Source organism: Rhodococcus sp. NPDC003318, assembly GCF_042879035.1.
GTDB lineage: Bacteria > Actinomycetota > Actinomycetes > Mycobacteriales > Mycobacteriaceae > Rhodococcus_G.
Map to the genome: position 1 here is coordinate 1,067,446 of NZ_JBIAOU010000001.1, position 22,730 is coordinate 1,090,175.

The window sequence follows — 22,730 nt, forward strand, 5'->3', positions numbered from 1 at the left end:
TCGTTCCCCATCGTCCCCAGTGCGAGGAGTGTTCCCCCGTGGCCCCACCGAACCTGACCCGCGAACAGGCAGCTGAGCGCGCGTCACTGCTGACCGTCGACAACTACGCCGTCGAGCTGGACCTGACCGACGGCGCCGGGGGCCCGGGCGATGGGACCTTCCGTTCCCGCACCACGGTCACGTTCGACGCCACCGAGGGCTCCGCGACGTTCATCGACCTGATCGCGAAGACCGTGCACTCGGCCACCCTCAACGGAACCGCGATCGACACCTCCGAGTACACCGAGGAGACCGGGATCCCGTTGCCTCGGCTCGCGGCCCGCAACGAGCTGATCATCGACGCGGACTGCCTGTACACCAACACCGGTGAGGGCCTGCACCGCTTCGTCGACCCCACCGACCAGAGCGTGTACCTGTACTCGCAGTTCGAAACGGCGGACGCCAAGCGCATGTTCGCCTGCTTCGACCAGCCGGACCTCAAGGCCACCTTCGACATCCGCGTCACCGCGCCGGTGGACTGGCGGGTGATCTCCAACGCGGACGTCGTGGCGACCCTCGCCGCGACCCCGGGTGAGCACATCTTCCGCACGACCCCGCGGATGAGCACCTACCTGGTCGCGTTGATCGCCGGGCCGTACGCCCAGTGGACCGACTCGTACTCCGACGAGCACGGCCACATTCCGCTCGGTATCTACTGCCGCGCCTCGCTGGCCGAGCACATGGACGCCGAGCGGCTCTTCACGGAGACGAAGCAGGGATTCGACTTCTACCACCGCAACTTCGGCGTTCCGTACGCGTTCGGCAAGTACGACCAGCTGTTCGTGCCCGAGTTCAATGCCGGCGCGATGGAGAACGCGGGCGCGGTGACGTTCCTCGAGGACTACGTCTTCCGGTCCAAGGTCACGCGCTACTCGTACGAGCGGCGCGCCGAGACCGTGCTCCACGAGATGGCGCACATGTGGTTCGGCGACCTGGTCACCATGAGGTGGTGGGACGACCTGTGGCTCAACGAGTCGTTCGCGACGTTCGCGTCGGTGCTGTGCCAGACCGAGGCGACCGAGTACACCAACGCGTGGACGACGTTCGCGAACGTCGAGAAGTCGTGGGCGTACCGGCAGGACCAGCTGCCGTCGACGCACCCGATCGCCGCCGACATCCCCGACCTCGCCGCGGTCGAGGTGAACTTCGACGGCATCACCTACGCCAAGGGCGCGTCGGTGCTCAAGCAGCTCGTCGCGTACGTCGGGCTGGAACCGTTCCTCGCGGGCCTGCGCGCGTACTTCGCCGAGCACGCGTTCGGCAACGCCACGTTCGACGACCTGCTCGCGGCGCTGGAGAAGGCGTCCGGACGAGATCTGTCCGGCTGGGGCGCGCAGTGGCTCAAGACCACCGGCCTGAACATCCTGCGGCCGCAGTTCGAGGTGGACGCCGACGGGAAGTTCACCTCCTTCGCGGTGCTGCAGGACGGCGCGGCGCCGGGCGCGGGCGAGACCCGGGTGCACCGGCTCGCGATCGGTGTCTACGACGACGCGGACGGCAAGCTGGTCCGCACGCAGCGCGTCGAACTCGACGTCGAGGGTGCCCGCACCGAGGTTCCGGAGTTGATCGGGACCTCCCGCGGCAAGCTGGTGCTGATCAACGACGACGACCTCACCTACTGCTCGGTGCGGCTCGATCCCGAGTCGCTCGCCACGGCGATCGACCGGATCGGCGACATCGCCGATCCCCTGCCCCGCACCCTGGTGTGGTCGGCGGCGTGGGAGATGACCCGGCAGGCCGAGCTCAAGGCCCGCGATTTCGTCGCGCTCGTGCAGCACGGCATCGGCTCCGAAACCGAGGTCGGTGTGGTGCAGCGGCTGCTGCTGCAGGCGCACACGGCGCTCGCGAGCTACGCCGAACCCAGTTGGGCGACGGAGACCGGCTGGCCGGGATTCGCGAACCGGCTGCTGGAGTTGGCCCGGGAGGCGGAGGCCGGATCCGACCATCAGCTCGCCTTCGTCGGCGCCCTCGCCGCGGCGCAGCTCTCGCCGTGGCACACCGAGGTCCTCGCCGAACTGCTCGACGGCGCACCGGAATCGGTAGGGCTTCCTGGCCTCGTTGTCGACACCGACCTGCGGTGGCGGCTGGTGAGCGCGCTCGCGGCAGCGGGCGAGGTCGACGCCGAGGGCATCGAGTCGCCGTTCATCGACGCCGAGGCCGAGCGCGATCCGACGGCGGCCGGAGCGCGGGCGGCGGCCGCGGCCCGTGCCGCGCGACCGCAGGCCGCGGTCAAGGAGCAGACGTGGGCGACGGCCGTGTTCGACGAGTCGGTCCCGAACATCACGACGCGGGCGATCATCGGCGGATTCGCCGGTCCCGGCCAGTCCGAGCTCCTCGAACCGTTCGTCGCCCGCTACTTCGCCGACATCGCCGGGGTGTGGGAGCGGCGATCCAGCGAGGTCGCGCAGACCGTGGTCGTCGGGCTGTACCCGTCGTGGTCGATCAGTGAGGCGTCCGTCGCCGCGGCGGACGCGTTCCTGGCGGGCGAGCATCCGCCGGCGCTGCGCCGGCTCGTCGTCGAGGGCAGGGCGGGGATCGTGCGGTCCCTCGCCGCGCGTGCGTTCGACGCGGCCGACTGACCCCGAAACCACAAGTTCCCCGATGTCACAGTGTCACTGTGACATCGGGGAACCTCGAGGTGCTGTCTACCGCTTCGTGATCGCTGCGCTCATCACCCGGATGGCGCTGATCAGCCCGTCGATCAGGTCGGACTCGGCGAACGAGGACACAGCCGCGGTCACACCGAGCTGCGCGACGCGGTCGGTGACGCGATCGGCGACGCCGCGGCCCGAGCGGATCTCGACCACGCGCTGGTTCGGGGACACCGCGATCAGCACCGAGCGCTCGGCCTCCGGCGTGGTCGGGAACAGCGCGGCGACACCGGCTGCCGGGTCCTCGCCGAGCGAGCCGACGTAGGCGTTGAACCGGACCTTCGTCGCGCGGGTGGCGTCGGTGAGGGCATCGTCGAGGGCGACGAGTTCGTCGACGCTGAACGGAAGGTCGTCGAACGGCTCGCCGATGCGGTGCACCGCGGACACGCGCCCGCTCGACGTGACGGCCGAGCCGACGGGAAGGTCGGCCTCGATCACGGCCGGGAACGTGCTACCACCTGCCACTTGCGGAACCTCCGATCAGATCTGCCGAGCCGGCCTCGATCGCCGCGTGGTGGCCACCGTCGTGGTGGCCCGGGCGGGTCGTGACCTCGTCGACGGCGGACCAGAGCACCGGCTCGTGGGTCCACTCCTTGTCGAGCGAGTAGTGGGAGGGCGTGTCACCGGGGACGGGCTTGGCCAGGTAGCACAGCCCCGCGATGATCGCCGTGACGACGACGGGAATCCCGACGAAGATCAGCGTTGTCTCGAGAATGCTCACCCGCCAAAGGTAGCCCAGTGGCAGCCGAAATGCGCCGTTGGGGCCGGGTTGTGCGGGTCAGGCGGCGCCCTCGCCGAGGTACCTCAGCCACAGCGGGTCGAGTTCCTTGGTTGCGGCGAGCAGCCGCCAGTGCTGCCCCTTCGGCGGAACCAGCGCGGCGCGCAGAGTCCAACCGAGCTCGCTGAGCAGTTTGTCCGCTTTGCGGTGATTGCAGGGTGCGCAGCACGCGACGCAGTTCTCCCACGAGTGATCGCCGCCGCGACTGCGCGGAACGACGTGGTCGATCGTCTCGGCCTTGTCACCGCAGTAGGCACAGCGGAACCGGTCGCGATGCATCAGCGCGGCACGGGTCATCGGGATGCGGGCCCGGTACGGCACCCGCACATAGGTGCGGAGTCGGATCACGGACGGGACCTGAACCGAGGATCCGGCGGAATGGATCACCTGGCCGAGCGGGTCCTCGTGGACGGAGTCGGCCTTGTCGCAGACCAGCAGGACCACCGCGCGGCGGGCGGAGAGGGCGGTGAGGGGTTCGTAGGTGGCGTTGAGAAGCAGCACCCGGCGTTTCACCCAGGCGGGCACCGCGTCCTCGTTCGAGGGTGCGGTGCCTTCGTCGATCATGTGCAGGGTTGAGGCCCCCGGCCCACGCCGGTCACGCGGGTCGGTGGGCTCGAGTTGTCGATGCGCTCGGGCGCCGTGCCGGTGCTTCATGCCACCTCCGGGAAAATTCCTCACAAGTGCACCACGGATGACACGCCGACGCACGCCCATTTCGGGACCAATTCGTCGCATGTCCGGTGAACAGTCGGCGTACGGACGCCCCCCGCGACGCCCGGTGCGGGCGCGCGTCGACGCGTCCGGGCGCGGCGGGCACAATGGAGTGGCCATGACTGATGCCGAGATGAGCTTCTACGATGCGGTCGGCGGTGCCGAGACGTTCCGCAAACTGACCGCCCGGTTCTACGAGGAAGTCGCGAAGGACGAGATCGTCCGACCCCTGTACCCCGAGGAGGACCTGGGCCCGGCCGAGCGCCGGATGCGCATGTTCCTCGAGCAGTACTGGGGCGGACCCCGGACCTACTCGGACGAGCGCGGCCACCCCCGGCTGCGGATGCGCCACAATCCGTTCCGGATCGGACCACTCGAGCGCGACGCCTGGCTGCGCTGCATGCACGTCGCGATCGACTCGATCGACGAGCGAACCCTCGACGCCGAGCACCGGCGCGCGCTGACGGAGTACATGGACATGGCCGCCGCCTCACTGGTGAACTCCCCGGTCTGACGACACGATCCGCGTACGACTCGTGGGCGCCGCGGGTCTGTGGCACTGTGACCTCTCGTGAGCAGTGTCGAGAGGACACCCGGCGGCGTGGATCCGGGCGCAGGCGACCGGTGGTGGACGAACGCGGTTTTCTACCAGATCTATCCGCGCTCGTTCTCCGATTCGAACGGTGACGGTGTCGGCGACCTCGGCGGTGTCCGGGAACGCCTCGGTTACCTGGAACTACTCGGCATCGACGCGATCTGGCTCAGCCCGGTGATGCGCTCCCCGATGGCCGATCACGGCTACGACGTGTCCGACCCGCGCGACATCGACCCGCTGTTCGGCGACCTCGAGGCGATGGACGCGCTGATCGCGGAGGCCCACGCACGCCACATCAGGGTCACGATGGACCTGGTGCCGAACCACACCAGCGACCAGCACCCCTGGTTTGCGGCGGCGCTCGCCGCGGCGCCGGGCAGCCCGGAGCGGAACCGCTACATCTTCCGGGACGGACGCGGCCCGGACGGCGCGGAGCCGCCGAACAACTGGCCGTCGATCTTCGGCGGTCCGGCCTGGACCCGGGTGACCGAGGCCGACGGCACGCCCGGCCAGTGGTACCTGCACATCTTCGCCCGCGAACAGCCCGACCTGAACTGGGACAACCCGGACGTCGCCGAGGACCTCCACACCACCCTCCGGTTCTGGCTCGACCGCGGCATCGACGGTTTCCGGATCGACGTCGCGCACGGCATGGCGAAGCCGGAGGGTCTGCCCGACCACGACTGGGCGCTCAACGAGCTGATGCGCAACGACGACAACGATCCGCGGTTCAACAACCCGGGTGTCCACGAGATCCACCGTGGGATCCGCAAGGTGATGAACGAGTACCCGGACACCATGTCGGTCGGCGAGATCTGGGTCCGCGACAACGAACGGTTCGGCGAGTACATCCGGCCCGACGAGCTGCACCTCGGGTTCAACTTCCGGCTCGCCGAGGCCGAGTTCGGCGCCGAGTCGGTGCGGGCGGCGATCGAACACTCCCTCGCCGCGGTCGCGGCGGTCGGCGGCACGCCGACCTGGACGCTGTCGAACCACGACGTCGAACGGGAGGTGACCCGGTACGGGAACGGCCCCGTCGGCTGGGCGCGGGCCCGGGCGATGGCGCTCGTCGAGCTGGCCCTGCCGGGCGCGGTCTTCGTCTACAACGGCGCCGAGCTCGGCCTGCCGAACGTCGACGACCTGCCCGACGAGGCGCTGCAGGATCCGGTGTGGGAGCGGTCCGGCCACACCGAACGCGGCCGGGACGGCTGCCGGGTCCCGCTGCCCTGGGAGGGCGCCGCGCCCCCGTTCGGGTTCGGTCCGTCCGACTCGTCGTGGTTGCCGATACCGCCCTCGTGGGCCGGTCTGACCGTCGAGGCCCAACTCGAGGACGTCGGGTCGATGCTGTCGCTGTACCGCACGGCGATCGAACTGCGGTCGCAGCGTCCGGAGTTCTCCGGGGCCGAGATCGACTGGTACGGAAGCCCTCCCGGTTGCCTCGCGTTCCGTCGCCGGGGCGGGCTGATCTGCGCGCTCAACGCCACCGATGCGCCGATCCCGCTGCCGCCGGGCGCACTGCTGCTCGCCAGCGCGCCGCTCGTCGACGGCGCGCTCGCGCCGAACGCGGCAGCCTGGCTGGTCTGAGGGCCGACCGTCGCGGCAGCTACAGCACGGACAGCGGGATCTCGCCGCCGCGACGCGCGCACACCGACCCGTAGCGGGCGTCCAGCCGCAGCCAGGTCCGGTGGACGCGGACCCGCACCAGCTCGGCCGGGTCGACGACCTCGGACTCGAGGTCGCTGCCGGGCACGAAACCCATTGCGGCGAGGGCGAACACCGTCCTCATGGTGACGCCGACCTGCTCGCCGCGGCCCTCGACGGCGAGCACCTCCTGGTCGAGCAGTGACGCCGGCGGCCCGTGCCCGCCGTGTTCGGAGGCGACCCGAGCGCCCTGCCTGGCCAGGTCGATCAGCAGGTGGGCGGGCACGTCGTCGACGTGCACGAAGCCGCGGTCCGGCGGCAACGCGCCGCGCCACGCCGAGTCCATCGGGAAGCCCGGATCGATCTCGGCATCCCCGGGGTTCACCGCGGCGAGGGCGTGCACCAGCCCGTCGGCCGCAGCGGTGATGTCGTCGGGGCGCATCCGGCCGGTCACGACTCGCGCGGCGAGCACGTCGAAACCGGTTGTCACCCAGGCGACCAAGTGGCCTTCGTCGCGACGACGCAGACGCACGACCGCGGCCTCGTCGAGCCGGACCGCCCGACCGAGGAACGCGGTCAGGTTCGCCCGCTCCCCCGGGTCGGCGACGACCAGGGCACGATCAGCCACGCCGCCAGCTCTCCAGGTACTCCCGTTCCGGCGCGGTGAGGCGACGCAGCCGCTGGGTGTCGATGTCGAAGGCCGCGATCTGCGTCGAGGCGACGATCGACGGCGGGGACGCGGGGTCGGCGCCGCCGGCCCGGACCTCGTAGCCGATGGTGAAGTCGACGGCCCGGACCTGCTCGATCCACATCAGCACGTCGAGCGGTCCGTCGTCGTGCCGCAACTGGCCGCGGTAACGCACGTGCAGGTCCGCGATCACCGCGCCGTCCCGCAGCGTCACCGTCGGCTGCCCGTCCTCGAACAGCCACGGGATCCGGGCCTCCTCGAGCAGCGTCACCATCCGGGCGTGGTTGATGTGCTGGAAGACGTCCATGTCGGACCAGCGCACCCCCACCTTCGCGTGGAATCCCACCCGCTCCGCCGTCCCTGCCAGACCCTCGCTCACCGCGTTCCCTCCACCCGGGTGCCCGCTCCGCGCACCATGCTCCGTACCTGACGCGCCGCCACCGACAGCGTCGCGAGGTCCAGGGTCCCAGACGCCCCGATCTCGCCGAGCGCCACCCGCGCCCTGGCGAGCCGGGACGCGTTGGTCGACTCCCAGTCCTCGATCATCTCGGCAGCGCTCTCGTGCGGCTCACCGCCGTACAGCACCTCCATCGTCAACGAGCGCAGCGATCCGTACAGGTCGTCCCGCAGCGCCAGCCGCGCGAGGGAATGCCAGCGGTCGCCGCGTTCGAGTTGGGACACGGCGGTGAGGAACCCGTCGATCCCGAGATGCTCGTCGAGCGCGTAGTACAACAGTCCCACCTCGTCGTACTCGCGTTCGGTGATGTCCGCGACGTCGATGATGTCGAGGACGGGGAACGCGTCGAGCATCCCGAACACCCGGACCGCGAGGTCGCGCGGGCAGCCGCGACCGAGAACCGACGCCATGCGCGTGTCGAGTTCGCTGAGGTGGTGTTCACGCAGCCACCCGTGCACCTGCGGCATCAGGTCGCGGACCCGGGCGGCGTACCGGTTGATCTCGGCGCCGACCGCGATCGGCTGGGGCCGGTTGGTCAGCAGCCACCGGGAGGCCCGGTCGAGGGTCCGCCGCGATTCGAGGATCAGGTCGTCGCCGACCGACGCGGACACCGGAGCCGCGGCGATGTCCGCCCACACGCGGCGCAGCGCGAAGATCTCGGTGGCGGCCGTGAACGCGCGGATCGCGTCGGTGCTGCTCGCTCCGGCGTCCTCGGCGAGCCGGTACGGGTAGCTGATGCCGCCGACGTCGACGGCCTCGTTGGCGAGCATCGTTGCGACGATCTGCCTGCGCAGCCGGTGGGTACGGATCTGCGGCGCGAACCGGTCCCGCAGCGGCCGCGGGAAGTACCGGGGCAGCCTGGTGGCGTACGTGTCGCTGTCGGGCAGTTCGCTGGCGAGCAGGTCGTCCTTGAGGGAGAGCTTCACGTGGGCGAGCAGGGTCGCGAGTTCCGGTGAGGTCAGCCCGATCCCGGCCTCCCGTCGGCGGGCGATCTCCTCCTCCGTCGGCAGCACCTCGAGCTCCCGGTCCAGTCCGCGCTCGGCCTCGAGGTCGGCGAGCAGCCGGGAGTGGACGCCGAGCATCCCGGGCGCGTCCGCCCGCGACGTGCCCATCAGCAGGTTCTGAGCGATGTTGTCGCGCAACACGAGCCGGGACACCTCGTCGGTCATCGAGGCGAGCAACTCGTTGCGTTCGGTGGCCGCGAGCGCGCCCGCGCTGACCGCGGTGTCGAGCAGGATCTTGATGTTCACCTCGTGGTCGGAGCAGTCCACACCCGCGGAGTTGTCCAGCGCGTCGGTGTTGATCCGGCCACCGGACAGGTCGTACTCCACGCGGCCACGTGGCGTGACGCCCAGGTTGCCGCCCTCCCCGACCACCTTGGCGCGCAACTCGTTTCCGTTCACCCGCACGACGTCGTTGGACTTGTCCCCGACCTCGGCCTGCGATTCGCCGGACGCCTTGACGTAGGTGCCGATGCCACCGTTCCACAGCAGGTCGACCGGCGCGCGCAGGATCGCGCGGATCAGTTCGGGCGGGGACAGTTCGGTGACCGTGTCGGCCAGCCCCAGCGCCGCCCGCGCCTGCGGACCCAGCGGCACCGACTTGACCGAGCGTTCCCACACGCCGCCACCCGCGCTGATCCGTGCGGGGTCGTAGTCCGCCCACGACGACCGTGGCAGGCGGAACAGCCGCTCCCGTTCGGAGAAGGATCGGGCGGGATCCGGATTCGGATCCAGGAACACGTGCCGGTGGTCGAACGCGGCGACCAGACGCAGGTGCCTGCTCAGCAGCATGCCGTTGCCGAACACGTCACCGCTCATGTCACCGATCCCGACGGCGGTGATCGCCTCGGTGCGCACGTCCACTCCGAGTTCCCGGAAGTGCCGCGTCACCGACTCCCACGCGCCCTTCGCGGTGATGCCCATGGCCTTGTGGTCGTAGCCCACAGAGCCACCCGACGCGAACGCGTCACCGAGCCAGTACCCGTACTCGGCGGCGACCGCGTTGGCGAGGTCGGAGAACGCCGCCGTGCCCTTGTCCGCCGCGACGACCAGGTAGGTGTCGTTGCCGTCGCGTCGCACCACCCGCGCCGGGGGCAGCACCCGTCCGGTGGCCGGGTCCACGTTGTCCGTCACGTCGAGCAGCCCGGCGACGAACAGCCGGTAGCAGGCCTGCCCCTCCACCAGCGCGGCCTGCCGGTCGATGACCGGATCCCCGGTCGGCGACGGCGGCCGTTTCACGACGAAACCGCCCTTGGCGCCGACCGGCACGATCACCGCATTCTTGACGGCCTGCGCCTTGACCAGGCCCAGGATCTCGGTGCGGAAGTCCTCCCGACGGTCGGACCAGCGCAGTCCGCCGCGCGCGACGGGTCCGAAGCGCAGATGCACACCCTCCACGCGGGGCGAGTACGCGAACACCTCGAAACGCGGTCGGGGGCGGGGGAGCTCGGGGATCCGACCGGGATCGAGTTTGAACACCAGCACCTCGCGGGGCGCACCGTCGCTCCCGCGCACGTACGCGTTGGTGCGCAGCGTCGCCAGGATCAGCGACAGCATGGCCCGCAGGATCCGGTCGGCGTCGAGGCTGACGACCTCCTTGATCCGCGTGCGCAGTTCCCCGACGAGGTGTTCGGCGCGGGACGCGTCACCGGTGTCGGGGTGAAAGATCGCGGCGAACAGGTCGACGAGCAGCCGGGTCGTGTGCGCGTGTTCGAGCAGCACCGACTCGATGCGGAACTGACTGTAGGGAAAACCGGCCTGGCGCAGGTACTTCGCGTAGGCCCGCAGCACCGCCGCCTGCCGCCACTCGAGTCGGGATCGCAGGACCAGCTCGTTGAACTTGTCGGGCTCGGACAGGCCGTGCCAGACCGCGGTGAACGCCTCGGTGAAGCGGCGCTGCAGCGCCCGCGCCTCGGCCACGCCCGCCGGCTCGTCGAGTTCGCGCTCCAGTTCCTGCTCGATCGCCGCGTCGATCATCTCGGGTGCCGCGGACAGTCCGAAGTCGTAGATCCAGCAGGCGATTCCGTCCGGTCGGACGACATCGTAGGGGCGTTCGTCGACCACCTCGACACCGAGCGACTGCAGCACCGGCAGCACCTGACTCAGCGACACCCCGCCCCCGGTGATGTACAGGCTGAACCTCCAGTGGCCGGGCCGTTCACCGCGCCGTCGGTACAGCTCGAGGTCGATCTCCCCCACCTGCAGCGCCTCGAGTCGGGCGATGTCACGGATGGCGCGCGGGGCGTCGAAGTCCTCCTTGTAACTCTCCGGGAACGCGGCGGCATACCGCTGGGCGGCCAGGGAGGTCACGTGCGGCTCGCCGGCGGTGGCGTCCATCAGGTCGTCGTCCCACGCGCGGGTGGCGGCGGCGAGGAGCGACTCGATGCGTTCCCGGTTCGGGGCGGACGTGTCGACCGCCGGGACGGGTTCGCCGGGCGGTGTGCGGATCGTGAAGTGCACCATCGCCCGATCCGACTCGGTGACGCGAGCACTGTATTCGAGTGTGCCGCCGCCGAGTTCACGCAGCAGGATGGACTGCATCGCCAGCCTGGCCCGGGTGTTGTACCGGTCCCGCGGCAGGTACACCAGCGCCGAGACGAACCGGCCGTCGTGGTCGTCGCGCAGGAACAGCCGTGCCTGCCTGCGCACCCCGATCGCCAGCACCGCGGTCACCGTGTCGAACAGCGCGTCCGTGTCGATGGAGAACAGCTCGGTGCGCGGCAACGACTGGATCACCTCGAGCATCGCCTGACCGGAGAACGAGTGCAGGTCGAACCCGGCCCGGGCGATGACGGCCCGCGCCCGCCCCGAGATGACGGGGATGTCGAGGATGTTCTCGTGCACGGCCGTGACGGTGAGGACGCCGAGGAAGCGATGTTCGCCGACGATGCGGCCTCCCGCCCCGAGATCCACGACCCGCACGAACGACGGGTACACCGAGCGGTGCACGGTCGCGGGCAGTGGTCCCTGCGCGAACGTCAGCAGCGCGGTCTCGTTGTCGAATTCCGGTGCGGGAAGGTCGATCCGGTGATCAGTCCGGGTGGCGGCCCCGAGCACGCCGAGCCCGCTGCCACCGACGACCCGAGCCGTCGGGCCGCCGTGCACCGCCGGCTCGCCGAACTCGTAACGCCGGTAGCCGAGCAGGGCGAAGTTGCCGCCGGCGAACCACCGCAGCAGCGCGGCGGTTTCCCGCACGTCCCGCTCCGGATACCCGGTCGGTCCGGTGTCGGCGAGCACCTCGAGATGCTCCGCGACGTCGTGCTGCGCCGCCCGCATCGCGGCGGTGTCCGCGATGACCTGGCGGACGTCGACCAGGACGTCCCGGACGGCGGCCGCGATCGCGTCGAACCCGGCCGGATCGGTCGCCGGATGCAACTGCAGGTGCATCCACGACTCCGTGTGCGTCGACCGCTCGTGCTGCGCGCCGTCGACGAGCACGTCGACCAGGTCGCCGGTCTCCGACCGTTCCACCCGCAGCACCGGATGCACGATCTCGACGACGGTGACACCGTGCCTGGCCAGCAGCGCGGTCACCGACTCCACCAGCATCGGCATGTCGTCGGTGACCACCTGCACCGCCGGTGCACCCGGAGTGGGAACACAGACGCGGGCGATCGACTGCCCGGATTCGCGGACCGCGGCGAACTCCAGGTGCGTCCGGAACGCGGCCATCGCCTCGTCGGTGACCGCCTCTGCGGTCCAGGCGAAATCGGTGCCCCGGAAGTACACCCCCGCCACCTCGGGAAGGTGCCGGGCGACGGCAGGCGGCAACCCCGCCGTCCACTCCGGGCCGAATCGGTCGGCGGGAACGGTCATCTCGCGGTCACCCCCTGGTCGAACGGGACAGGTGTGCCGCTGAGCCTAGTCGGCTCGACGAGATCAGTGCGCGACCGACGTGGGCGCGTACTCCTGCAACAGTTCACGGGTCCGCTCCGACAGCGGAACCGACTTCTCGGTCTCCGGGTCGAACCCCACCATCACGCCCTCGACCACGACGCACACCTCGTCGTTGCGGTCGCGCAGCACCTCCCGCACTCCGAACGACGACGTCCCCACCCGCAGGATCGACACCTCGACCGTGATCGGCCCCGTCTCGTCGGTCACCGGCCGCTGGTAGTCGAACGCCATCGTCCGCACCACCATCGGGGCGGGCGGTGCGCCCGCCCCGACGATGCGCTCCTTGAAGAAGCGGATGCGTGCCTCCTGGGCGTACTCCGCGTACAGCACGTTGTTGACGTGTCCGTTGCGGTCGGAGTCACCCCAGCGCACCTGGAGCTCACAGGTGTAGATCTTCGGCACGCCGTACCCTCAGTCGCGGGTGAGCTTGCGGTGCGTGACCCGGTGCGGGCGAGCGGCCTCGGCGCCGAGCCGCTCGACCTTGTTCGCCTCGTAGGCCTCGAAGTTGCCCTCGAACCAGAACCACTTGCCCTCTTCGACGTTGCCTTCCCACGCGAGGATGTGGGTGCAGGTGCGGTCGAGGAACCAGCGGTCGTGGGAGATCACGACGGCGCAGCCCGGGAACTGCTGCAGCGCGTTCTCCAGCGAGCTCAGGGTCTCGACGTCGAGGTCGTTGGTCGGCTCGTCGAGCAGGATCAGGTTGCCGCCCTCCTTGAGGGTCAGGGCGAGGTTGAGGCGGTTGCGCTCACCACCGGAGAGCACCTCCGACCTCTTCTGCTGATCCGGGCCCTTGAAACCGAACGCGGAGACGTAGGCACGCGACGGCATCTCGTTCTGGCCGACCTCGATGAAGTCGAGCCCGTCGGAGACGACCTCCCACACCGTCTTCTTCGGGTCGATGTTGGCGCGACTCTGGTCGACGTAGCTGAGCTTGACCGTCTCGCCGACCTTCACGGTGCCCGAGTCCGGGTTCTCGAGACCGACGATCGTCTTGAACAGGGTGGTCTTGCCGACACCGTTGGGGCCGATGACGCCGACGATGCCGTTGCGGGGCAGCGTGAAGGACAGGTCCTTGATCAGCACCCGGTTCTCGAAGCCCTTGTCGAGGTGGTCGACCTCGACGACGACGTTGCCCAGGCGCGGCGGCGTCGGGATCTGGATCTCCTCGAAGTCGAGCTTGCGGTGCTTCTCGGCTTCGGCGGCCATCTCCTCGTACCGGTCGAGGCGGGCCTTGTTCTTGGTCTGCCGGGCCTTGGCGCCGGACCGGACCCAGGCGAGCTCCTCCTTGAGGCGCTTCTGCAGCTTCTGGTCCTTCTTGCCCTGCACCTCGAGCCGCTCGGCCTTCTTCTCCAGGTAGGTGGAGTAGTTGCCCTCGTAGGGGTGCAGCTTGCCGCGGTCGACCTCACAGATCCACTGCGCGACGTGGTCGAGGAAGTACCGGTCGTGGGTGACGGCGAGGACGGCGCCGGGGTAGCTCGCCAGGAACTGCTCGAGCCACAGCACCGACTCGGCGTCGAGGTGGTTGGTGGGCTCGTCGAGGAGCAGCAGGTCCGGCTTGCTGAGCAGCAGCTTGCACAGCGCGACGCGGCGGCGCTCACCGCCCGACAGGTGGGTGACCGGCTCGTCGGCGGGCGGGCAGCGCAGCGCGTCCATGGCCTGCTCGAGCTGGGAGTCGAGGTCCCACGCGTCGGCGTGGTCGAGATCCTCCTGGAGCTTGCCCATCTCCTCCATGAGTTCGTCGGAGTAGTCGGTGGCCATCAGCTCGGCGATCTCGTTGAACCGGTCGAGCTTGACCTTGATCTCGCCGAGGCCCTCCTCTACGTTGCCGCGGACGGTCTTCTCCTCGTTCAGCGGCGGCTCCTGGAGGAGGATGCCGACGGTGGCCTCCGGGTCGAGGAACGCCTCGCCGTTCGACGGCTGATCGAGTCCCGCCATGATCTTGAGGATCGAGGACTTGCCCGCGCCGTTCGGGCCGACGACGCCGATCTTCGCGCCCGGGTAGAAGCTCATGGTGACGTCATCGAGGATGACCTTGTCGCCGTGCGCCTTGCGCACCTTCTTCATCGTGTAAATGAACTCCGCCATGCGCACCAGGGTATCGGCAGGACACGCGCGGCCCCAATCCCGGACGCCGCGCGCGACCGCACAGGTCAGCGCCGGTCCCTCACACGTGGGCGCGGGCGAAAGCGATGGCGTCGGGCAGGGACTGTGCCGCGGACGGCTGATGCGCGCCCGGATAGGCCCGGACCGTCACGTTCTGGCCGGAGGCGACGAGGTCCGCGGCCAGCTTCGCCCCGAGCGGGAACGGCACCATCCGGTCGGGCAAGCCGTGCCCGACGAACAGCGGGCGGTCGTATCCGGTGGTCGGGACCGCCAGGTAGTCGCCGATCGCGTCCCGGATTCTCGGTTCGTCGAGCGGGCGGGACAGCATCTCCCCGATTCCCAGTGCTCCGGCCCGGTCGCGCAGCGCCGTGAAGCACAGTGTCTCGGACTCCGCGACGAGCGCGGCCCCGGCCGGGGTCAGGTAGTCGTCGATCGGCAGATCGGGCCGCGCGACCCGTACCCCGTCGACGATGTAGGCGGCGAACACGGTCAGTCCGTTGAGACCGAGGTCCGGGAAGCCGGGTCCGCCCAGCGGGAGCAGCTGTTCGAGATTCGCGGGCGTGCCGGTGGCGACCGCACCCCGGTAGTCGAGTTCGGGGGCGTAGCCGGTGGCGGCGTGCGCGGCGAACATCGCCGCGTGCCCGCCCTGCGAATGTCCGACCGCGACCCAGCGGCGGGACAGTTCCGGTGCGACGGACGTCGCCGCCCGCACCATGTCGATGACCGCGCGGCCCTCGCTGCGCCCGTGCAGGTAGGGGTGCACGCCGTCGGTGCCGAGGCCGACGTAATCGGTGGCCGTGACGGCGAACCCGGCACTCAGCCACGCGTCGAGGTACTCGCGGGTGGCCGAGGAGTCGCCGGTGAACGAGGGTGCGCAGTCGTCCCCCACGCCGGTGGTGCCGTGCGCGAACGACACCACCGGCCAGCCGCCCACGGGAGGTTCACCCGGCGGCAGGTACACGGCGCCGGTGCTCAGTGCCGGCTCACCGTCCGGCCCCTCCGTCCAGTAGGTGACGCGCCGCTGGCCGGCATCGGCGGCTCCGGCCAGTCGGGCCGCCTGCGGCAGCGCGTCGGTGCGGACCACCGTGCCCGGCTTCGCAGCGGGTTGCGCGGACACGGCGCTCGCCACTCCCGCGATCAGGGCGAGGACGGCGGTTGCGGTCGTGGCGGCGCGCCGGGACCGGAGTCCGGGTCTCACCGCCTTCAGGATCCGCATCGGCACCGTCCTGCGTGATCGGGAATCCGTCAACCCATCGCTCGGTCGACGAACTCGGCGGCGTCGTCGAACGCCGCGGTGAGCGTCCCCATGTGGTCGACGCCGGGGTAGACGCGGAACGTGTGGGCAGTGCCCGCGGCGCCGAGTTGACCGACGAACGCGATCGCCAGCGGGGCGGGCACCACGAGGTCGGACCCACCCTGCCCGAGGAACAGCGGACGGTCGTACCCGTCGGCGGGCACCCCGAGATAGTCCGACATGGCCGGGGCCAGGCCGTCGACCGGCCGGGCCAGCAGGTCCCCGACCGAGGCCGCCCCCACGTACCGGTTGAACTCGACGGAACAGACCTCGGTGGCACGGCGGGCGAGGTCGCGGCCGCGGGGTGAGAGGTACGAGTCGATGTCCAGTTCGGGGCGGGCGTCCCGCATCCCCGCCATGGTGAACAGGGAGAACTTCGTCAGCCCCGACACCCCGAGGCGCGGGATGCCGGGTCGGCCGAGCGCGAACAGCCGGTCCAGATTCGTCGGGGCACCGAGCGCGACCGCTCCGCGGTAGTCGAGGTCCGGGGCGTACGCGGTCGCCACCCGCCCGGTGTGCAGCGCGGCGTGCCCGCCCTGGGAGTGCCCGACAGCCACCCAGCGCGACGCCAGCTCCGGCGCGGCGGCACGCGCCGCGCGCACCATGTCGATCACGTTGTGCGCGGCCGCCCGCCCGTCGAGGTACGCCAGCTCGCCCGGGGTGCCGAGGCCGGCGTAGTCGGTGGCCACCACGGCGTAGCCGCGCCGCAGCCAGCGCGACACGAACTCGGCCTCCTGGGCGGTTCCCCCGACCTGGGACGGCGCGCACTGATCGGCCAGCCCGACGGTGCCGTGCGCGTAGGAGACCACGGGCCACCCGCCGGGCGGCGGCGCACCCTCGGGAACGTGCACCGCACCCGTACTCGAGCGGATGCCGCCGCGGTGGTCGGTGGTCAGGTAGGTGACGCGCCGCTCGGCGCCGGCATCCGGCAGCGCGGCGGCGGTCGGGAGGTTCTCGACCGCCACCACGGTTCCGGGAGTGCCCGCAGTTGTCGTTCCGGGCGTGCCCGTTGTCACCACAACCGCACCCTCGGTCGGGGCTTCTGCGAACGCCGTCGCGCCTGCGGGTTTCGAGTCACCGGGAGCGCCGGTCGCCGGAGCCACCGGTGGTCCCAACCCGGCAACGCCGACACCGACCGCCGTCGCCGTGGGTACCGCTGTGGCGAGCACCTTCTGCCGAACCCTCGTCCACTTCACGGGCGCCTCCCTCATTCGGCACCGCTTCGAACCGGCGCCGTCATGGTCGCGCGGGTCCTTCCACGGTAGGCCCGGAGGGCGGCCCGTCGTCGATTTTTCGCGGGATCGGCCTCGCCTGCGGCCCGGTTGTCACCGGATCGAGGTCACGGACCGGCGGTCACCCGGCGACGGCCTCCAACTCCTCCTCGGGCCTCTCCTCCTCCACGACCTCGTCCTGGTTCTGCGCCGGCACACGTTGTCCGCGTTCGAGTTTCGCGACGCACCGCGCGAGATCCGGACCGACGGCGCTGGCGCGCATCTCGAGGTCGGACCGCTCGACGCCCTCCTTCGTCGTGTACTCGGCGGTGCGCAGCTGGCCGTAGGCAACGATCGGGTCGCCCTTCATCAGCGAGGCCGCGACACCGTCGACGAGGCGGCGCCAGCAGTTCACGCTCAGGTAGAGGGTGCCGCCGTCGGTCCACTCCCCCGTCGCCTGGTCGAATCGGCGGGCGTTGCTGGCCATCCGGAAGCTGATCACCTCCTCGCCGGCGGTGGTCGATCGCTTGACCGGGTTGGTGATCACGGTGCCGACGACCGCGGTGTGGGTCTCGTACATGTCTGCGCCCCTTCGTGTCCAGGGGCCGGGCGGCCCCTCGGACACCAGCGTGCCGCGGTCGGCACCGGTCCGGTGCGGCCCGCGGCAATCTGTGGACGGCGCGCGAATCAATCCACAGGGCGGGGCTGAACGGCACGTCGACGCCCCGCGCCGTCAGGGCACCGTGGTAGCCGAGCTCTGCCCGACTACTTCCAGCCCTCCTTGTCGCGGCGGGCGAGCTCGGCGAACATGGCGTTGTGGGCGGCCAGTTCGGCGTCGTCGTCCCGGTCGGCGGCGCGGTCGATGCGCTTGGCGGCCTTCTGATCGGACCTCGACCACTGCACGAGCAGAGCCAGCATCACCAGCACCAGCGGGATCTCGCCGGTTGCCCAGGCGATGCCGCCGCCGATCTTCTGGTCCTCCATCAGGTCGGTGTTCCAGCCGAGACCGAGTGAGCTGTAGTACCAGCCTCCGATGACCTCGACGGTGCTCATCAGGGCGATCCCGAAGAACGCGTGGAACGGCAGCGATCCGAACACCATCGCCAGCTTCGTCACCGGTGACAGCTGCCGCGGCGCGGGGTCGATGCCGATCACGACCCAGTAGAAGAGGTAGCCGCTGAGGATGAAGTGCAGGTTCATCAGCAGGTGCGCACCGTGCGAATCGAGGGTGGCCCCGAAGATGCCACCGAGGTACAGCGCGTAGAAGCCGCCGACGAACAGCAACGACGCCACGAGCGGGTGGGTGATGAAGCGCGAGTACGAGCTGTGCAGCGCCGCGAGCAGCCACTCGCGGGGACCGGGCGCACCGTCCGGCCCGGCCGGCTTGAGGGCGCGCAGGGCGAGGGTCATCGGGCCACCGAGCACCAGCAGCACCGGCGCGAGCATCGACAGCGCCATGTGGGCGCCCATGTGGACGCTGAACACGGCGGGCGCGTAGCGGCCGAGGCCCGACGAGGTGCCGACGAGCATGGTCAGGCATCCGAGCAGCCACGCGACGGTCCGGCCGACGGGCCAGCTGTCGCCCCGCGCGTGCAGCGTGCGTACACCGACGATGTACCAGACCGCCGCGATGATCGCGGCGGTGCCGAAGATCAGGTCGAAACGCCAGTCGAACATCAGTCGCGCGGCCGTCGGAGGCGCGTCGAGGTTGTAGCCGAGTTGGACTTCGGCGGGCGTCGGGCGGACGTCCTCCGGCGGCGGCGGGGTGCGCCCCAGGCCGACCGCGAGCCCGATCGTCGCCGCGAACACCAGCGCCTCGCCGCCGGCGAACCGGATCAGTGCACCGCGCGAGGTCGGGTCGGACTCGAGCGCGGGCAGCGAACTGCGCCGCTGCAGGAAGCCGAACACGCCGAGGATCACCAGGGCGACGGTCTTGGCGACGAGGAGCCAGCCGTAGGTACTGGAGAACAGATCGCGCAGCGGCAGCCGGACGAGGCCGTTGATCACACCGGAGATCGCCATGATCACGAACGCCGCGGTCGCCACCTTCGAGAACCGCCGGGCCGCCAGGTCGGTGTGCGCGCCGCCGCGACGGGCGTGCACCAGGAGCGCGAACAGGCCGCCGGCCCACAGCGAAGCGGCGATCAGGTGCCACAGCAGGCTGTTGGTGGCGACGTCGTGCGCGCCGCCCGCCGAGGAGTGCCCGGTCAGGCCGAGCGGGATCAGGGTCGTGATGCCGAGCACCAGGACCACCGGCGTCCAGTTCCAGCGCAGCAGCATGCGCGCGCAGATCGCCAGGATGATCGCCAGGATCGCCGTGTTGCGCCAGGCGCCCGCCAGTTCGATCTGCGGGATCGCCTTCCACAGGTTCTCCGGTTTCAGCGACTCCGACAACGACTGCCCCGACGTGTCCGACACCGTGAGGGGAACGAGGACGAGCGCGCACGCCGCCCACACGATCGCGGCGTTGGACGCCGTCCGCACCGCGCGGTACCCGTCGACGTCGAGCACACCGCTCTTCTGCGGCGGCACCAGGAACGACGCCAGCAGCAGCGACCCGATCGCGATCACCGCCGCGACCTCGCCGATCGCCTTCACCGCGGGCAACCCGTAGGTGGTGAGCGGTCCGGGGTCGGGAATGCCGAGCCGAACCAGCGCCTCCGACGCCGACAGCCCCACGACGATCGCCGCGACCAGTCCCGCGATCAACCCGAGAGTGACGAAGACGGGGACCGCGCCCTGCCCTGCCCTACGGGTCGGTGCAGCGTCGGACGGGGCGAGCTCGGGTGATGCCATGACTACCAGGGTAGGAGGCGCGCGAGCGTCGACCGCGCCCAGGTTGGGACGCAGTGACGCCGCCTACACCCGGCCGCCGCCGACGATTCGATTCCGCCGCCCGCGTGCCGGGCGAGCGCGCCCCGGCCGAGCCGGTAGACTGCTGACCCGATCCCCCACGGGGTCACGCCTCCGTAGCTCAGTTGGATAGAGCAAGAGCCTTCTAATCTCTAGGTCGCAGGTTCGATTCCTGCCGGGGGCACCGAGCGCTGCCGCAGGTCAGGACGTCGACCTCGTGCCGGACGCGAGGGCGTCGTCGAGAGCGCGCGCATCGGCGAAGGTCGCCACCGACTTGCGGATCGTGCGGGTACCGACCCAGTCGAACCCGAGTGCCTCCCGGATCCGTCGCCACTGACGCGCGAAGTTGTCGGGGTCGCGGTAGGTGCCCACGCTCGACGGGAAGATCACGTCCTCGATGCCGTCCGTGACCGGGCGGACCTCTCCGCGCCGGCGGTCGAGCATCTCCACGGCGAAGTCGGGGAGCTCGATCGTGCGGGACGGCTGCCTGGCGTCGATTGCGCCTTCCCGGACGAGCCCGGAGCCGGAGCTCCGGATGACGTGCCCGGCGACCGTGATGGTGCGGTTGTCGCGGTCGTAGTCGCTCCACAGCAGTCCCAGCAGCTCGGAGCGGCGCAGGCCGGTGCCGGCGAGCAGGGTGATCGGGTCGACGAAGTCGATGAAGTGCGTCCACTGGGAGACCGTGCGTTTCGGGATGATCTTCTTCCCCTTGACGCGCGGTGGCAGCGGCGCGTCCGAGTTCTGCACGCCGTCGAGCAGTCGGGCGAGTTCCTCGCCGGTGAGTACGCGCGCAGGGTCCGTACCCTCCCCCACGTCGACACGGATCGGGTCGATGTCGTGGGCCGGGTTTCGCGTGAGCGCACCGTCCCGGACGGCCGCCGAGAACATGCCGGCCAGTACCGTCTTGGCCTGTTTCGCCGTGGTCTGCCCGTGGTCGAGGGCGAGTTGGTCGAGGATTCGGCTCAGCCGTCGCGGTGTCGCGTCGACGATGCGGATGGGACCCAGCCGAGGCAGCAGGAGCCGGACGATCCGGGCGTACGTGTCGCGGGTGCGGATGGCCTGCTTCTCCCGATCGGGGTGGTCCAGGTACATCTGCGCGAGCGTCGCGAGCTCGGTCTGCAGCGTCACGGTGCCGCGGTGTCCGTCGGACCGGCCGAACTCCTCGAACACGTCGGTCAGTGCCTTCTCCGCGACTGCGCCGTCGGTGTCACGCACACCCGCGGGCGTGTCCCGCTGCACACTGCGCGTCACGCCGTCGGGGCCACGGAACCGGGCACGCGCCCGCCAGACGTTCGGCGCCAGCTCCGTCCGGTTGACGACGCCGTGCTCGCCGTTGTCGAGGGGCGGACGTCCGGCCATGTGTGTGCCTCCGTGGGGGTAGGGGCGCATCGTGCAGAACGCAACCACGCCTCGATTAGTGGTGGATCGATAGAAGGTTCGCAACCACGATATACCGGCACCGCGCCACACAGGGCAGACCGCAAACGTTCTCGGCCCCGCGGCAAGTGTGATGTGAAACACTTCCCGGGCGGACGTCGATAGACCGGGTTGAGGTGATTTTCATGCCCGACCGTCACAGCGGCCGCCGCGGCCGCCGCATCCTCGGGAACACTCCCGCTGCGCCCTGCCGCTCGCCTCCTCGGTGACGGGAGTCCCCGACCTGCGGCGAGGAGCGGACGCACCGCGCACACGTCCGATGCGTCCGCTCCGTCGCCGTCACCGATACCCCTTCAGTTAGGCGCACCACCATGGAATTCATGTCGCAACTCATCGACTTGCTCGACCAACTCCTCACCGTCATGGACAAGATGCAGGGCGGGAAGGGCGGAGGTGCCAACCCACTCGGCAGCCTCGGCGGCCTCGGAGGACTCGGGGGCGGAAGCCTCGGCTCCTGAGACGACACCGTCGGCGGCCCCGGGTGCACCCACCCGGGGCCGCCGCCTGCGTCGCTGCGAATACGCCCGTGCGCCCCTTGCTTACGCGGTAAAATTCTCACTTGGCTGTGCCCGCCCTCGCCGGAGGGCATCGAAACCGTCCCAGGGCGATTCGCGTCAGGGCAGGCGTCGCGAGTCGCGGATCGCCGTCGTGTCCGTGAGAACCGTCCAGATCAAGTGGGGATCGCCATGAAGATGGCCAAGTCACTCGTCATGCCCGTACTCGTTGTCGCCGCGGTCGCCACGGGCGCAGGAACGGCAACCGCACAACCCGCCCTACCACCTCTGCCGGCACCACCCGCGTTGCCCACCCTGCCGCCGCCACCGCCGGTGGCCGCGATGTTCGCCGAGCAGACGTGGCCGGGCAACGACACGAAACAGGACGCCTTCAACGAGATGGCGAACGAGATCAACACCGGCTGGGTCAACAACGGCCTGCAGGGCACCCTGATCGGGGCGAACGTCGGCGGCGCGATCGGATGCGTCTCGATCTTCCCGAACTTCATCGCCGGCTGCATCGTCGGCACCGCGATCGGCCTGGTGGCCGGCGCCGTCGCGGGTATCGGGCAGGGCAATCCGAACGCCCTTCCCGCCGTGGAGAAGTTCTTCGCAACACCCTGACGGGCGACCGGCACCGCTCGGCTGATTCGGTCAGGCGCCGCCGCGACGCACGACCGTCAGCTTCGACAGCCGCGACGAGATGCGGCGGTCCTCGCCGTCACGCAGCAACGCGATACCGGATCGAATCTCCTCGACCACCCACGTTCCGGCCGTGTCCGAGATGTGGACCAGATCGCCCGCGTGCACCGCCGTCTCGGTCATTGCCGTCTCCGTTTCGCTTCGCGGCGCGCGGCCTGCCCGCGCACCGAGTGTTGTC

The 22,730-nt window shown here is 70.3% G+C and carries 19 protein-coding genes and 1 tRNA gene; 6 read left to right on the plus strand and 14 right to left on the minus strand.

Annotated elements, in window-relative coordinates; genetic code table 11:
* Positions 1–38: 38 nt before the first annotated feature.
* Positions 39–2,618: an aminopeptidase N gene (pepN, locus tag ACFYVR_RS04780; protein ID WP_387470096.1), complete on the plus strand. Its 2,580-nt coding sequence runs from the start codon at positions 39–41 to the stop codon at positions 2,616–2,618.
* A gap of 66 nt (positions 2,619–2,684) precedes the next feature.
* Here the strand turns inward: pepN and ACFYVR_RS04785 are convergent, their stop codons facing one another.
* The 3 genes from ACFYVR_RS04785 to ACFYVR_RS04795 are packed head-to-tail and all read right to left on the minus strand — an operon-like array spanning position 2,685 to position 4,032.
* Complete coding sequence (locus ACFYVR_RS04785; RefSeq protein WP_387470100.1) at positions 2,685–3,155, minus strand: DUF5130 domain-containing protein; 471 nt, start codon at positions 3,153–3,155, stop codon at positions 2,685–2,687.
* Complete coding sequence (locus ACFYVR_RS04790) at positions 3,142–3,411, minus strand: hypothetical protein (RefSeq protein WP_387470102.1); 270 nt, start codon at positions 3,409–3,411, stop codon at positions 3,142–3,144. The genes ACFYVR_RS04785 and ACFYVR_RS04790 overlap by 14 nt, the downstream gene beginning before the upstream one ends.
* A 57-nt stretch (positions 3,412–3,468) precedes the next feature.
* Positions 3,469–4,032 carry an HNH endonuclease gene (locus ACFYVR_RS04795; protein WP_387470104.1) on the minus strand — a complete coding sequence of 188 codons (564 nt, stop codon included), beginning with the start codon at positions 4,030–4,032 and terminating at the stop codon, positions 3,469–3,471.
* A 265-nt stretch (positions 4,033–4,297) separates the two neighbouring features.
* Between ACFYVR_RS04795 and ACFYVR_RS04800 the strand changes: the two genes are divergently transcribed.
* Positions 4,298–4,693 carry a globin gene (locus tag ACFYVR_RS04800; protein WP_387470106.1) on the plus strand — a complete coding sequence of 132 codons (396 nt, stop codon included), beginning with the start codon at positions 4,298–4,300 and terminating at the stop codon, positions 4,691–4,693.
* Positions 4,694–4,750: 57 nt separating this feature from the next.
* Positions 4,751–6,358: a glycoside hydrolase family 13 protein gene (locus tag ACFYVR_RS04805; RefSeq protein ID WP_387470108.1), complete on the plus strand. Its 1,608-nt coding sequence runs from the start codon at positions 4,751–4,753 to the stop codon at positions 6,356–6,358.
* Positions 6,359–6,377: 19 nt separating this feature from the next.
* Here the strand turns inward: ACFYVR_RS04805 and ACFYVR_RS04810 are convergent, their stop codons facing one another.
* The 9 genes from ACFYVR_RS04810 to ACFYVR_RS04850 form a co-directional block, all read right to left on the minus strand.
* Positions 6,378–7,043: a hypothetical protein gene (locus tag ACFYVR_RS04810; RefSeq protein ID WP_387470110.1), complete on the minus strand. Its 666-nt coding sequence runs from the start codon at positions 7,041–7,043 to the stop codon at positions 6,378–6,380.
* Complete coding sequence (locus tag ACFYVR_RS04815; RefSeq protein ID WP_387470112.1) at positions 7,036–7,482, minus strand: acyl-CoA thioesterase; 447 nt, start codon at positions 7,480–7,482, stop codon at positions 7,036–7,038. The genes ACFYVR_RS04810 and ACFYVR_RS04815 overlap by 8 nt, the downstream gene beginning before the upstream one ends.
* The gene (locus ACFYVR_RS04820) at positions 7,479–12,377 is read right to left on the minus strand and encodes an NAD-glutamate dehydrogenase (protein ID WP_387470114.1); all 4,899 of its coding nucleotides are present in this window, start codon (positions 12,375–12,377) and stop codon (positions 7,479–7,481) included. The genes ACFYVR_RS04815 and ACFYVR_RS04820 overlap by 4 nt, the downstream gene beginning before the upstream one ends.
* Positions 12,378–12,440: 63 nt before the next feature.
* Positions 12,441–12,860: an acyl-CoA thioesterase gene (locus ACFYVR_RS04825; RefSeq protein WP_387470116.1), complete on the minus strand. Its 420-nt coding sequence runs from the start codon at positions 12,858–12,860 to the stop codon at positions 12,441–12,443.
* A gap of 9 nt (positions 12,861–12,869) precedes the next feature.
* A complete protein-coding gene (gene ettA, locus ACFYVR_RS04830; protein ID WP_387470118.1) occupies positions 12,870–14,543 on the minus strand; it encodes an energy-dependent translational throttle protein EttA in 1,674 nt (557 codons plus the stop codon).
* 79 nt (positions 14,544–14,622) lie between these two features.
* A complete protein-coding gene (locus tag ACFYVR_RS04835; protein WP_387470120.1) occupies positions 14,623–15,777 on the minus strand; it encodes a lipase family protein in 1,155 nt (384 codons plus the stop codon).
* A gap of 29 nt (positions 15,778–15,806) precedes the next feature.
* Positions 15,807–17,051: an alpha/beta hydrolase family protein gene (locus tag ACFYVR_RS04840; RefSeq protein WP_387470122.1), complete on the minus strand. Its 1,245-nt coding sequence runs from the start codon at positions 17,049–17,051 to the stop codon at positions 15,807–15,809.
* 157 nt (positions 17,052–17,208) lie between these two features.
* Positions 17,209–17,646 (minus strand): single-stranded DNA-binding protein, encoded by a 438-nt coding sequence (gene ssb / locus ACFYVR_RS04845; RefSeq protein WP_387470124.1) that lies wholly within the window; start codon positions 17,644–17,646, stop codon positions 17,209–17,211.
* Between the two features lie 185 nt (positions 17,647–17,831).
* Positions 17,832–19,862, minus strand: a complete 2,031-nt coding sequence (locus tag ACFYVR_RS04850; RefSeq protein ID WP_387470126.1) for a cytochrome c oxidase assembly protein — start codon at positions 19,860–19,862, stop codon at positions 17,832–17,834.
* Positions 19,863–20,029: 167 nt separating this feature from the next.
* Here ACFYVR_RS04850 and ACFYVR_RS04855 point away from each other — a divergent pair.
* Positions 20,030–20,103: transfer RNA gene (locus ACFYVR_RS04855), tRNA-Arg, on the plus strand.
* A gap of 17 nt (positions 20,104–20,120) precedes the next feature.
* On the opposite strand, the gene ACFYVR_RS04860 is transcribed toward ACFYVR_RS04855, so the two are convergent.
* Entirely contained in the window at positions 20,121–21,278 is a 1,158-nt protein-coding gene (locus ACFYVR_RS04860) for a tyrosine-type recombinase/integrase (protein ID WP_387470128.1), read from the minus strand.
* Between the two features lie 398 nt (positions 21,279–21,676).
* On the opposite strand from ACFYVR_RS04860, the gene ACFYVR_RS04865 reads away from it, so the two are divergent.
* Both ACFYVR_RS04865 and ACFYVR_RS04870 read left to right on the plus strand, forming a co-directional pair.
* Positions 21,677–21,814, plus strand: a complete 138-nt coding sequence (locus ACFYVR_RS04865) for a hypothetical protein (RefSeq protein ID WP_387470130.1) — start codon at positions 21,677–21,679, stop codon at positions 21,812–21,814.
* 228 nt (positions 21,815–22,042) lie between these two features.
* On the plus strand, positions 22,043–22,474 hold the full coding sequence (locus tag ACFYVR_RS04870; protein ID WP_387470132.1) for a hypothetical protein: 432 nt from the start codon (positions 22,043–22,045) through the stop codon (positions 22,472–22,474).
* 30 nt (positions 22,475–22,504) lie between these two features.
* On the opposite strand, the gene ACFYVR_RS04875 is transcribed toward ACFYVR_RS04870, so the two are convergent.
* Positions 22,505–22,675, minus strand: a complete 171-nt coding sequence (locus ACFYVR_RS04875) for a hypothetical protein (RefSeq protein WP_387470134.1) — start codon at positions 22,673–22,675, stop codon at positions 22,505–22,507.
* Between the last annotated feature and the right edge of the window lie 55 nt (positions 22,676–22,730).

What these genes read in the sequence shown, in the direction of transcription:
- ACFYVR_RS04795 (WP_387470104.1), bottom strand. Translation starts at nt 4,032, where the DNA reads ATGATCGACGAAGGCACCGCACCCTCGAACGAGGACGCGGTGCCCGCC.
- ACFYVR_RS04800 (WP_387470106.1), top strand. Translation starts at nt 4,298, where the DNA reads ATGACTGATGCCGAGATGAGCTTCTACGATGCGGTCGGCGGTGCCGAG.
- ACFYVR_RS04820 (WP_387470114.1), bottom strand. Translation starts at nt 12,377, where the DNA reads ATGACCGTTCCCGCCGACCGATTCGGCCCGGAGTGGACGGCGGGGTTG.
- ettA (WP_387470118.1), bottom strand. Translation starts at nt 14,543, where the DNA reads ATGGCGGAGTTCATTTACACGATGAAGAAGGTGCGCAAGGCGCACGGC.
- ACFYVR_RS04835 (WP_387470120.1), bottom strand. Translation starts at nt 15,777, where the DNA reads ATGCGGATCCTGAAGGCGGTGAGACCCGGACTCCGGTCCCGGCGCGCC.
- ssb (WP_387470124.1), bottom strand. Translation starts at nt 17,646, where the DNA reads ATGTACGAGACCCACACCGCGGTCGTCGGCACCGTGATCACCAACCCG.
- ACFYVR_RS04850 (WP_387470126.1), bottom strand. Translation starts at nt 19,862, where the DNA reads ATGGCATCACCCGAGCTCGCCCCGTCCGACGCTGCACCGACCCGTAGG.
- ACFYVR_RS04860 (WP_387470128.1), bottom strand. Translation starts at nt 21,278, where the DNA reads ATGGCCGGACGTCCGCCCCTCGACAACGGCGAGCACGGCGTCGTCAAC.
- ACFYVR_RS04865 (WP_387470130.1), top strand. Translation starts at nt 21,677, where the DNA reads ATGTCGCAACTCATCGACTTGCTCGACCAACTCCTCACCGTCATGGAC.
- ACFYVR_RS04870 (WP_387470132.1), top strand. Translation starts at nt 22,043, where the DNA reads ATGAAGATGGCCAAGTCACTCGTCATGCCCGTACTCGTTGTCGCCGCG.
- ACFYVR_RS04875 (WP_387470134.1), bottom strand. Translation starts at nt 22,675, where the DNA reads ATGACCGAGACGGCGGTGCACGCGGGCGATCTGGTCCACATCTCGGAC.